The 11763-nt window shown below is 73.9% G+C and carries 7 protein-coding genes, 1 tRNA gene and 1 pseudogene; 5 read left to right on the top strand and 4 right to left on the bottom strand.

Going from position 1 to position 11763, the window contains the following annotated elements; genetic code table 11:
• Positions 1–76 precede the first annotated feature (76 nt).
• From V6U81_RS28205 to V6U81_RS28220, 4 genes are all read right to left on the bottom strand, one after another.
• Positions 77–1624: a hypothetical protein gene (locus V6U81_RS28205; protein ID WP_334493996.1), complete on the bottom strand. Its 1548-nt coding sequence runs from the start codon at positions 1622–1624 to the stop codon at positions 77–79.
• Positions 1625–1683: 59 nt separating this feature from the next.
• Complete coding sequence (locus V6U81_RS28210; protein WP_334493998.1) at positions 1684–1806, bottom strand: hypothetical protein; 123 nt, start codon at positions 1804–1806, stop codon at positions 1684–1686.
• Positions 1807–1969: 163 nt separating this feature from the next.
• Positions 1970–2764: a hypothetical protein gene (locus V6U81_RS28215; RefSeq protein ID WP_334493999.1), complete on the bottom strand. Its 795-nt coding sequence runs from the start codon at positions 2762–2764 to the stop codon at positions 1970–1972.
• 637 nt (positions 2765–3401) lie between these two features.
• A tRNA-Leu gene (locus tag V6U81_RS28220) sits at positions 3402–3485 on the bottom strand.
• 230 nt (positions 3486–3715) lie between these two features.
• Here V6U81_RS28220 and V6U81_RS29275 point away from each other — a divergent pair.
• The 5 genes and pseudogenes from V6U81_RS29275 to V6U81_RS28245 form a co-directional block, all read left to right on the top strand.
• Positions 3716–6130 (top strand): fibronectin type III domain-containing protein, encoded by a 2415-nt coding sequence (locus V6U81_RS29275; RefSeq protein ID WP_420884107.1) that lies wholly within the window; start codon positions 3716–3718, stop codon positions 6128–6130.
• A 219-nt stretch (positions 6131–6349) separates the two neighbouring features.
• Positions 6350–8923 (top strand): fibronectin type III domain-containing protein, encoded by a 2574-nt coding sequence (locus V6U81_RS28230; RefSeq protein WP_334494005.1) that lies wholly within the window; start codon positions 6350–6352, stop codon positions 8921–8923.
• Between the two features lie 29 nt (positions 8924–8952).
• The gene (locus tag V6U81_RS28235) at positions 8953–9951 is read left to right on the top strand and encodes an AAA family ATPase (RefSeq protein ID WP_334494001.1); all 999 of its coding nucleotides are present in this window, start codon (positions 8953–8955) and stop codon (positions 9949–9951) included.
• An 11-nt stretch (positions 9952–9962) separates the two neighbouring features.
• On the top strand, positions 9963–11111 hold the full coding sequence (locus V6U81_RS28240) for a DUF58 domain-containing protein (RefSeq protein ID WP_334494003.1): 1149 nt from the start codon (positions 9963–9965) through the stop codon (positions 11109–11111).
• Positions 11087–11763, top strand: a pseudogene (locus tag V6U81_RS28245) (transglutaminase domain-containing protein); the annotation flags it as partial. The gene V6U81_RS28240 and the pseudogene V6U81_RS28245, both read left to right, overlap by 25 nt.

The following is an 11763-nucleotide window of genomic DNA, read 5'->3' on the forward strand; positions in this document are numbered from 1 at the left end:
ACAAGACCGGGGTGGTCAAAGTTCAGCCGGAACACGATGGTCAGGATTCAGGCGGCGTTGACAATCGTTCGCAATGTCACCGCAGGGGTATGTGTCGCTTTTCCCATGCCCTGTTCAAAAGAGCCTCGATTACCTGGTCAGCTCGCGGGTCGTCAACGCGAATGATGCGCCGGTACGCCTCACCGAGGTGACTGCCGAAGGTGTCGGCCCAGGCCGCGCACTCAATAGTCAGGATAAGGATCATCGCGTTCAGCGCGTGAGTGCGGCCGGTGTACTGAGCGTGCGCCTCCTTTAAGGCGTCGGCGCGCTGGATGGCGACGAGCGCGTTGCGGGCGCCGTTCCAGCTCGCCTTCGTCGAGCCGTGCGCGAACTCGCCGAGCGCACGATTCAGCAGGGTCAACCGCTTCCAGCCGGCGCCCTCAATCCAGTCGCGCGGCGTGGAGTTCGGGTTAGCCTCGATCTTGCGTGCGCGGTCCGGCCGTAGCCGCCAGGTCCGCGCACGGGCCACCTGCTCGATAACGGTACGCAAGCACCCCATGCCGCGTTCGTCGTCCTCGAGCCACAGCCACTGCGCTGATCGCAGGCCCGACGCGCAGACTGCGAAGGCATTGGCGGGCGACTGCCGTTCCGGGTCCTGGCGCAGCCACCCGGCCAGGGCCGCCGCCATCTCCCCAGCAAGCACAGCCTCCGTTACAGCGCGGTCCGCGCCGCCTTCATCGAAGCGGTGCCCGAGCAGCTTCCTCTCGTATTCATAGGCGTACTGCTCATTGAGCAGTACGCGGAACCGGTGGGAACCGAAGGCGAGGGCGGGCCACAGCTCTGCGGGTTCAGCAGGCTTCCGACCGGCTTGCATGGCCGAGATGGCCCGCCGGTATGCGGCGGCCGACGCGCCCAGCGCACCCTCCACGGTTGTTTGCCGGATGAACATCGGCATCATCGGCCACAGATGCGTACGGACATCCGAAAGCCAACCCTGAGCGGGCACGACCAGCCGCACCGCGTCGACGATCTGCGCGAGGACCTTCAAGCCCCTGTTCTCTGCCGCGCTCGCCATGCAGGTGCGGATATGGCTGAGGCTGACGACCAGCGCATCACTGATCGTCTCCAACAGTTGCACATGGTCGCTGGAGGGCATGTCGGTGACTTCGGCGATGTCGAGCCATACCAGAGGCATCAGCCGGCCACGCCCGTGCAGCAGTTCGCTGAGGTCGGCGAACAGCTCACCAACTGGAGTCGTGACGGGGGATGGTGGCCGGACGCCAGGCCCGGCCCAGAGGCGGTTGTACCAGTCCACGGTCGATTCGCCGCGCTGCTGACCGACGCCGCTGTTGAACTCCAGGTTCGACGACCACCGCTCCAGCTGGGTACGCGCGACGATGCTCGCCCCGACCGGCTGCAGGCACATCATCAGACGCACTGCGGCAACGACACTGTCCAGGCCCCAGGCGAGATGGTCTGGCCAGGTTGGGCCGCGGTAGAAGGGGGGACGCCCCTGGCTTGCACCCAGTTCTTCGGCGGCGAGCCCTAGAGGAAATTGGCTCGTCAGCAGCGGCAGGCAGATGCTCTGCATCATTTGGCCGGACCGGACGATCCGCTGGAAGCGCTGGTTGTGCCGGGCGATCAAAGCCTCTGCTATGGCATAGTGCCCACGTTCGTGCAGAGCAGCCTCGAACCCCGTTACCGTCAGCGGAACGCGTTCTCCCCGCCGATCCGCACTCCGCCCGACCTTCGACTGGGCTCGCTGGGCGGCTCGGCGAGCTGACCGTGGACGGACGTGCCGCCGTCCACCACTCTGACCTGCCACACCCACGCTCCGTTGTTGCGAGCTTGCTCTGCTACCGATGTGAGTCCAACGTAGGCGCCCGCCGGTAAGGCAGCCAAGGCAATTTTGGGGTAGCCCAGGCCCATCTCGGTACGTCTCCGACGGGAGAAGGAGCGGCGCTCGGAGGTAACGAAATCCTCGCTAATGTCAGGAGTGCAGTCGCCAGGCCGCTGCGGCGGCTGCGGCGGGCAGCAGTGCGGTGATGGCCAGCGCAGTGGCTGGTCCCCATGGCTGCCACAGTGCGGCGCAGAGCGCGGTGCCGCCACCACCGCCCACGAAGGCGGCCAGGGTAAGCAGTCCGATCGCGCCGCCGCGGCAAGGTGGTGGTGCGTGCTTGGTGGCTTCAGCCGTGAGCAGCATCTGCGCGATCGCCGAGGCGGCGAACGCGGCCGTGGCGGCTGCCGCGACGCCAATCGGACCGGTGTCGACGGCGGCGTAGCACAGCGTGCCCGCGAACAGCAGGCTCGCCGCCGACAGGACGTACCGGGCAGGCAGGCGGCGGGCGGCGGCTGCGGCGCCTCGGGCCAGCGCGGCACCGACGGCGGCGCCAGGCAGCAGGAGCAGCCCGATGTGCGTGGTGCCATAGCCGAGCTTCGTCAGCAGGTGGGGCGCCGCGTAAAGGATGGCGAACAGGCCAGCGTAGACGCCCGCGCCGGCGACCGCCGCGCGCCGAAACCATGGGGCCGACAAGACGCCGTCGAGGACGAACCCGCCGGGGTGGCGTCCGGCTGCGGATGGCGAGATGAGCCCGGTGGCTGCGGTGGCGGCAGCTGCCGCCGTGATGGTGACCGCGCTGGTGTGTTGGGCCGCGGTTTGGGCGGTCAGGAGGAGTCCGGCGGCGACGACCGCGAGCAGTCCCGCTCCGAGCCAGTCCAGCGGCTCTCGGTGTCGTCGTGGGGTGGTGAGGGGCCAGCACAGCGGGATTGCGGCGATGGACAGCACGGGCAGGGCGAGTCCACCCGCCACGACCAGGCCACTGCCACTGCCCCGCCAACGGCGCGGTGGCACTGAATACGGCTGGCGACTATCTCGTCCAAGGCGATAGGCGGGTACACCACGAGCAGGTTCGCGACGGGGTCCGCGGTAAGTAGGACACGGTCGCCCGCCGAGAGCCCGCACCAGTGTCGTACCGAGGACGGCAGCAACAGGTGCCCCTGACCGGTGACAGTGAAGACTCCCTGGCGATCTCGGCGCGCGACGACGACGTTTCCGCCTTGACGGATGTCCAGGCGGGCACCAGGTTCCCAGCCCATTGCTCCGATGATTGACCGATCACGGATCCGGCCACTGCTGTCGACCGAAGCCAGGCGATACATCCTCGCCTCGGTGCGCTGGCGCGGGAGTGCAGGCATCGGTAACGGTGGCCGACGAAGCGGGCCACCAGAGCTAGTCCGAGTAGAGCGCCCCTGGTCCGAAAGCAGGACCGGAGGGACAACGGAAGCCACCGAGGGCTCAGTCACATCGACCACCACCGTCCGCCGGCGCGAGGCCGGTGAAGGTGATCGGGAAGATCAGATTCGCGTGGTCAATGACGCTTGACCACCAGTACGTCAGGTACGGCACAGGTGCCGCAAGTTTGTGTCCGAGGGGGGACTTGAACCCCCACGCCCTTTACGGGCACTAGCACCTCAAGCTAGCGCGTCTGCCATTCCGCCACCCGGACCTGCTCGTCCAGCCTACCCTGTCGGCTCCGGCGACTCTCTCACCGGCCAGCCGCCCTGGCGGGCCGCACGGGGCATTACTGTACACGGCCCAGGTGGATCTTGCTAATCGCCGTACGGGTATGCCCGAGGCGCTAGATAAGCGCAGGTCAGAGCCGTTGTCGCCGACACGGCGGAAGCGGGCCCAGTCGGCGGGTAGCGCCCGGGCACGACTCGCGGCAGCATGGCTCACGTGTCGCAGCCCTCCCCCCTCGCCGCCGTCCAGCACCGGGCGCTCGCCCTGCGCGCGGCGGGCGATCTACCGGCCGCCCGACGCCTGCTCGCCGACACGATCGCCTCGGCCCGCCCCGCGTACGGCGAGGACCATCCGGAGCTGCTCGGCACCGCGCACCTGCTGGCCCGGCTGCACCGGGAGGCGGACGACCCGGCCGCGGCCCGGCGGGTGCTCGAGGAGGCGTACGCCGCCGGCGAGCGCCGCTGGGGAGCCGCCGACCCGCTGATGCTGGCCGTCTCCCTTGACCTGGCCTCCGTGGCCGAGGAACTGGGCAACCGCCACGAGGCCCGCCGCAACTACACCCGCGTCGCGACCGTGGGGCCGGCGGTGCTCGGCGAGCACCACCCCGCGGTACGCGCCGCCCGGCAGTACCTCGGGGCGACGGACGGCCAGCCCACCCCGCTCCGCCCCACCGCCCCGCCCGGGCCTCCGCCGCAGCTCCAGCCGCCTCGCCCGATGTCGGTGCCCCCGGCGCCGCAGGCGCCCGGCCAGGCTTCCGTCCCACCGGCACCGCACATCCCACCGCAGCCGCGGCAGATGTCGGCACCACCGGCACCACACATCCCCGCACCGCTCCGGCAGATGTCCGCGCCCCCGGCACCACACATCCCCGCACCGCTCCGGCAGATGTCCGCGCCCCCGGCACCACACATCCCGGCACCACCCCGGCAGATGTCCGCACCACCGGCGCCCCAGGTCGTCGTACCCCCGGCGCCGCAGGCTCCGACGCCGCCCTCTCCAGCTGCCCCGCCGCAGGTCTCCGGATGGACGCAGCAGCCGCCGGTGTCCCCGTCCCCCTGGGCTCCGCCGCCTCCCGCGCGGACGTCCGAGGCGACCCGGCAGGCGCCGCTGCCGCCCGCGCCGCAGGTACGCGCGCCCCGCTCGGCGCCGCCGGGTCCGCTCACGCCTCAGGGGCCGGCCCCGGCCGCCCCACTTCCGCCGGTCTCGTCCCGCCCGGACGCCGGCGGCCCTGCCACCACGTCGCCCTGGGCCCCGCCACACCTGCGGCCCACGGCGGCATCCCCGGCCCCGCCGTCCCCGGCACCGGCGGCCGAGCAGGCCGTAGAGCAGGCGCCACCCACGCCGCGGCAGACCCGCGCCGCAGAGCCGACCCGCCCCGCCGGGCGGGAGCCCGCGGCGGCACGCGGCGACTGGGACCGCCCGACCATCCAGGTCCAGCAGATCGGGCCGCTGCTCGAGGAGGAGCGTGCGCGGGCTGCGGCCGCACCCGCGCGGACCGCCCCGGCCAGTGCATCCCCGGCGGGCCCTCCGCCCACCGAGCTGTCCCCGGCGCCCCGGGTCAATGAGCCACCCGTCAGTGCGCCCCCGGTGTCCGGGCCGGCCGGCGGCGGGCTGCCGGTCAGCGGGCCACCCGCCGCCGGATTCCCCGTAAGCGCGCCACCAGCCGCCACACACCCGATCAGCGCCCCACCGACCAGCGCCCCACCCGTCAGCGCCCCGCCGATCACCGGAACGCCGTTCACCGGACCGCGGGCCGCCGCCGGAACGCCGATCACCGGACCGCTGGCGGCCGGCGGCCCGGCCGGGCCCGCGCGCCCGGTCGGTCCGCCCTCGACGGCGGCGTACCCGGCCAGCCACCCGCCGGTCGCCGCCATGCCGGCGCGACCCGTCCAGCCGGTCCGCGCGACGCCCGCCAACACCCCGCCGGCCGCCAGCCCGCCGTGGGGTCTGACCGCTCCGCCATGGAGTAGCGCCGCCCCGCCCCAGCCGCTGACCTCGTCGCCGCGCGACGAGGTACCCGTGGCCGATCCGACCACGCCCAGGGAGACGTCGCTCGCCGTCGACCCGCCCCTGGTGGCGTACGACGTGCCGGAACACCCGGTCGTCGACGTGCCGGCGGTGGCCGAGCGGGCGGCGTACCCCCGGGTGGAGCCGGCGTCGCCGCCCGCGTACCCGACGGAATCGGCGTCGCGCGGACGCGGCCGGACGGTCGCGGCCGTCGCGGCCGGGGTGGTGGTGCTGGCCGTCGCGGGCGTGGTCGGCGCGGTGGCGCTGGACCGGGACGAGCCGGCGTCCGCGCCGGCGGCACCGGCGGCGGCTTCCCCGGGACTGTCTAAGGCGACCGGCCCTCCGCCGGCCGACCTGCGGCTGCGCGACGACGACACCGCGATCACGATCAGCTGGTCGGACCCGACCGGCGGGGCGGTGCCGTTCATGGTGGCCGGGGGGCGGTCCGGGCAGGCGCTGGGCGTGATGGCCACCGTCGATCCTGGACAGACCAGCTACACGGTCAACGGTCTCAACGCCAAGGTGGACTACTGCTTCACGGTGCTGGCGGTCTACTCCACGGACAGCTTCGCCACCTCCGGTCAGGTCTGCACGGAGCGGACCCGCCCCACCTCGCCGGGCTGACCGACCGTCCATCTCGCACACGCTGGGTGTCCACAGGGGGACGGTGCGGGTTCCCTCGCCCCGGGCCGGCCCATATGATGTGCCACGGCTCAGGGGAGGGTCGTCCGGACGCGGCGCGCCACCTGGGAGGACCGGACGGGGAGGCAGCCGGCTGTGGCCAGCATCGACGACTTGGGGCGGAGTACCGACAGCAGCGCACTGCCCCGCCGCTCCCGCCGGATGCGGGGCGGGCTGGTCACCATCGGCACGGTCACCGCCCTGCTGGCCGCCATGGGGCTCACCGTCCTCGGGCTGGGCGCCGCGGACAACGCGGTCGCCAACTACGACGCCAGCAGCTGGTTGTGGAGCGCCGCGCGCAGCGAGCTGGCCCGGGTCAACGGGGTCACCGCGCGGGTCGACACCCGGATGGAGGTGCCGGCCGCCCGGCGGCACCCGATGCAGGTCACCCAGACCGACCGGCTGCTGATCCTGCGGGACCTCAACACCGGGCAGGTCAGCTCGCTGGACCTGGCCACCCTCCAGATCACCGCCACCACCCGGACCACCCCCGGGCTGGGGGTCAACGTGGCGCTGCACGAGGACGCGGCGTTCGTGGTGGACGCGGTGCAGGGCGTGGTCCGTCAGCTCGACCCGCGTTCGCTGGCGCCGGTCGGCGAGCCGGTGCGCTACCCGCCGGGCATCACCGGCGGCGCCTTCGACGGCAAGGGCCGGCTCTGGATCGCGGTGCCCGGCGAGGGCACCGTCTCGGCCGTCACCGCCGCGGAGCTGCCCGCCACGCCCGGGTCGGCGGCGCCGCCCGGGGGTGGGCTGAGCCCGAAGCAGGTCGAGACGTACACGGTGGCGGAACCGAGCCACGAGCTGGTGGTCTCCACCCTGGACGACGGGGTGGCGGTGCTCGACCGCACCTCCGCGTCGCTGGTCACCGTGCGCGCCGGCCGGACCGGTCGCACCGCGCTGGACACGACTGCGGCCGGCGCTCTGCCGGCCCGCACCAGCGGTCCGGTCGTACCGGTGACGGTCGCCGGCGAGCGGCGGGTACACGTGGTCGGCGACGGTGCCGAGGTGGTCCGGTTCACGGTCCCCGGCAGCGGCGACCGGCTCAAGCCGGCGGTGGCCTGGGCGGGCCGGTTCTACTGCGCCGACGAGGCGAGCGGCACCATCTGGTCGTTCGACAGCCGCGGCCATCTCGTCGAGACGATCAAGGGTCGGGGCCTGACCGGGCCGCTGGAGCTGGAGGTGCGGGAGAACCACCTCTTCATCAACGCGCCGGGCTCCGCCACCGCCCGGGTGGTCGACGACCGGCACCACGTGCGCGAGGTCAACAAGTACGCCAACGACGTGCTCGGCGGCGATCCGCCGCCGGCCCTCCCCCCGCCGCCGCCCCCGCCGCGCAAGCCCCGGGTGGGCAAGCCGAGCGCGCCCCGCCAGGTCACCGCCGCCGCCGGCAACGCGCAGGCCCGGGTCACCTGGAAGCCGGCCGCCGCGAACGGCGCCGAGATCATCCGGTACGTGGTGGAGGGCGCCGGCCAGCGCCACGAGGTGGGCGCCAACCAGCGGGCCGTGGAGGTCACCGGCCTGACCAACGGGGAGACGTACCGCTTCTCGGTGCGGGCGGTGAACGCCAAGGGTGCCGGCCCGGCGCGCACCAGCAACCCGGTCACGCCGACCGCGGCGGTGCCCGACCCGCCGACCGCGGTCACCGCCGAGGCACGGCCCGACGGCACCGTCCGGGTCAGCTGGCCGGCCGCGAACGGCCAGGGCAACACCATCGCCAAGTACGCGGTCACCGCGACCTCGGCCGGCGCCAACGCCCCGGCCGGCGAGTCGACCGGGACGGAGCTGGTGGTGCCGGCCGGCGAGCTGGAGTACGGCACCCAGTACGCGTTCACCGTGATCGCGGTCAACGACAAGGGCGCCGGCTCGACGGCGTCGCCGGTCAGCAACACGGTGGTGCCGTTCGCCGCCCCCGGTCAGCCGGTCGACCTGACGGCCAGCACCGTCGCCGACCAGCCGGGGACGGTCGCGTTGCGGTGGTCCCCGCCGGTGGAGAACGGCCGCCCGATCAGCAGGTACCTGGTCGACGTGGGCGGGCGGATCATCGAGGTGACCGACACGCAGGCCGCCGTGGACAAGCTGGGCGACGGCCAGAACGTGCTGGTCAAGGTCAAGGCGGTCAACGAGGCCGGCCCCGGGCCGGAGGCCAGCGCCACCGCCCGTACCGTCGCGCCGCCCCGGGTGACGGTGACTAGATCGTCGGCGGACGCGACGTCGGTGACGGTGGCCGTCACGGTGGACGCCGGCGGCGGCCAGGCGACCTGCTCCGCCAGCACCGGCGGGAAGACCGCCAACGGTGGCTGCGACAGCCTCCGGGTGACCGGGCTGACCCCGGGCACCGCGTACACGGTGACGGTGACGGCGACCAACGCCGCGGGCAGCGGCACCGCCACCCGGGCCCAGTCCACCGACCCGCTGTACGGCATCGCCACCTGCAACAACGGCCCGGACGGCGACCAGCGGACGTACTGCAACGCCGACGTCGGCGGCCGCAACGGCAACGAGGTGTTCTCGGTGACCCGGCAGGACAACGCCAAGCAGGTCGGGTGGGCCAGGCCCGGCACCCGGCTGCGGACGTACTGCCGCAAGCAGGGCGAGAACGTCGACTCCTGGATCTACAACAACCAGAAGCAGAGCACGTGGTGGGTGCAGGTGGAGTACAGCGGGCGGAACTACATCCCCTGGGCGTGGCTCAACCTCGAGGGCGGCGACGACATCAACCTGCTGCCCACCTGCTGAGCGCGTCACCGGAGTCGAGGAGCACCACCGTGAACAGCCCCCAGGAACCGCTCACCCAGCCGGAGGTGCAGGGCTTCGCCGCCCTCGCCGCCCGGTTGGCGGAGAACGTCAACGCGGTCGTGCTGGGCAAGCCCGAGGTGGTCCGGCTGGCGTTGACGGCGCTCTTCGCGCAGGGGCACGTGCTGCTGGAGGACGTCCCGGGCGTCGGCAAGACCACGCTGGCCCGGGCGATCGCCGCGACCGTCAAGGGGCAGTGGCGGCGCATCCAGTTCACCCCGGACCTGCTCCCCTCCGACGTGAGCGGGGTGACCATCTTCAACCAGGCCGCCCGGGCCTTCGAGTTCCACCCCGGCCCGGTCTTCGCCAACATCGTCATCGCCGACGAGATCAACCGGGCCTCGCCGAAGACCCAGTCGGCGCTGCTGGAGGTGATGGAGGAACACACCGTCACGGTGGACGGCGTCCGGCACCCGGTACCGCAGCCGTTCCTGGTGGTGGCCACCCAGAACCCGGTGGAGATGGACGGCACCTACCGCCTGCCGGAGGCGCAGCTCGACCGGTTCCTGGTGAAGCTCTCCGTCGGCTACCCCGACGAGGCGGTCGAGGTGGAGGTGCTGCGCGGCGCCACGGCCCGCTCCCCCGAGGCGCTCAGCGCCGTCACCGACACGGCCACCGTCGGGGAGATGGTGCGGATGGCCCGCCGCGTGCACATCGCCGAACCGCTCTACACGTACGCGGTCCGGCTGGCCGCCGCCACCCGCAACCACCCGCAGGTCCGGGTCGGGGTGAGCCCGCGCGGGGTGATCGCGCTGACCCGGGCGGCGTGCGCGTACGCGCTGATCGACGGTCGGGGCTGGATCATGCCGGAGGACCTGAAGACGCTCGCCGGGCCGGTCTTCGCGCACCGGCTGCTGCTCACCCCGGACGCCCAGGTGCGCGGGGTGACCGCCGCGGAGGTGCTGCGCCAGGCCATCGCGTCGGTGCCGGTGCCGCTGCCGTCGGGCCAGCCGGCCCCGGCGCACTCCTGACGGCCGCGCCGATGGGGATGACCGCCCGGGGTGTCGGTCTGCTCGCCGCCGCCGGGACGCTGCTCGGCACGGGTTTCCGGTTCGCGTACCCCGAGCTGACCCTGCTCGGCGGGGCGGCCGCGATCGCGGTCGGCCACGCGGTGGCGACGGCGGCGTGGCGACCCCGGCTGGCGGTCGACCGGCGAGCCGACCCGGACCGGGTGGCGCGCGGCGAGCCGACCCGGATGTCGGTGACCGTGCGCAACGCCGGCCGGTGGCGGGCGGCGAACCTGCTCGCCGAGGACCGGTGCGGCGCCGCGACGGTGCCGGTGCCGGTGCTACGGCTGCGCCCCGGACGGGACACCACCGTGGCGTACGACGTGCCGACCCACCGGCGGGGCGTGGTGCCGGTGGGTCCGCTGCGGGTCACCCGCCGGGACCCGCTGGGCCTGGTGGCGCTCTCAAGGCCGTACGGCGACAGCGTGCCGGTCTGGGTGCACCCGCGGATCCACCCGCTGCGCGCGGTGCCCACCGGCGCGGGGCGCAGCCTCGACGGCCGGGTGGACAGCGTGCCGCAGGGCTCGATCACCTTCGACTCGCTGCGCGAGTACGTGGTCGGCGACGAGCTGCGCCGGGTGCACTGGCGGACCAGCGCCCGGGTCGGCGAGCTGATGGTGCGGGAGAACGTGGACACCAGCCTGCCCCGGATCGTGGTGCTGCTGGACAACCGGGCCATCGCCCACCCGGGCCGGGTCGACGGGGTGGCCGAGTCGTTCGAGTCCGCCTGCGAAGCGGCCGCCTCGGTGGTCACCGCCGCCGTCCGGGAGGACCTGGCCGTGGTGCTGATGCTGGTCGACCCGGCCGACGACCGGGCCGCCGATCCGCCGTTGGACCGGCTGACCGCCGTGGAGCTGACCGGGGCGGACGGGGCGACGCTGCGCGCCACCGCGGCGCGGCTGCGCCAGGACCGACTCGGCGACACGCTGGTCTTCCTGACCGGGCCGGGGCGCCGGGACGACCTGGGGCAGCTGGGCGCGCTGCGCGGGCCGTACCCGTCGGTGGTGGTGGGGGTCTTCGGGGCGGACGGGCCGACGCCGGCCGATGCGGCCGGCCTGGTGGTGCTGGACGCGGCCGACGGCGCGGCGTTCGCCGCCGAGTGGGACGGGGTGCGCCGGTGGTGACCACCGCGCCCCGCGAGGCGGTCACGCCGGGAACCGCGCCGCCGGGTGGCGAAGCGACGGCGCGGGCGCTGCGCGCGGTGCCGGTGCCGGTGGCGCTGGTCGTGATGATCGGGCTGGCCGGCGTGGTCCTCGGCCGGGTGTACGCCGGTGACCTGCTGACCCGGCTGATGCTGGGCGCGGCGGTCGGCTCGGTGCTGGTGGGCGTGGCGGCCCGGCGGCTGCCCTCCTGGCTGGTGGCGCCGGTGTCGGTGCTGGCGATGGCCGGCTGGACGGCGTGGTCGCTGCGGCTGGCCGCCGCGCACGCCGCGGTGCCGGGCGGCTTCGCCGAGGTGGCCGGCGACGCCGCCCGCAACGGCATCCCCCGGCTGCTCACCGCGATGATCCCGGTCGAGCCGGCCCCCGACACGGTGCTGGTGCCGCTGGTGGCGGCCTGGCTGGCCGGGCTCGCCGGCACCGAGGTGGCGGTGCGCGCCGGGCGGGTGCTGCTCGGCTTCCTGCCGCCGGCGCTGCTCTACGCCGGCGCCCTCTACGTGGTGGGGCCGAACGCCGACCCGGCGATCTGGCCGTCAGTAGCGTTCGCCGCCGCCGCGGCGCTGGGCCTCGCGGCCCCCGCCGGTCGGGTCGCCGCCGGCGCCGCCGACCCGGCGGCCGG

This window comes from Micromonospora lacuserhaii, from assembly GCF_036902735.1.
In the GTDB taxonomy this organism is placed as follows: Bacteria; Actinomycetota; Actinomycetes; order Mycobacteriales; family Micromonosporaceae; genus Micromonospora.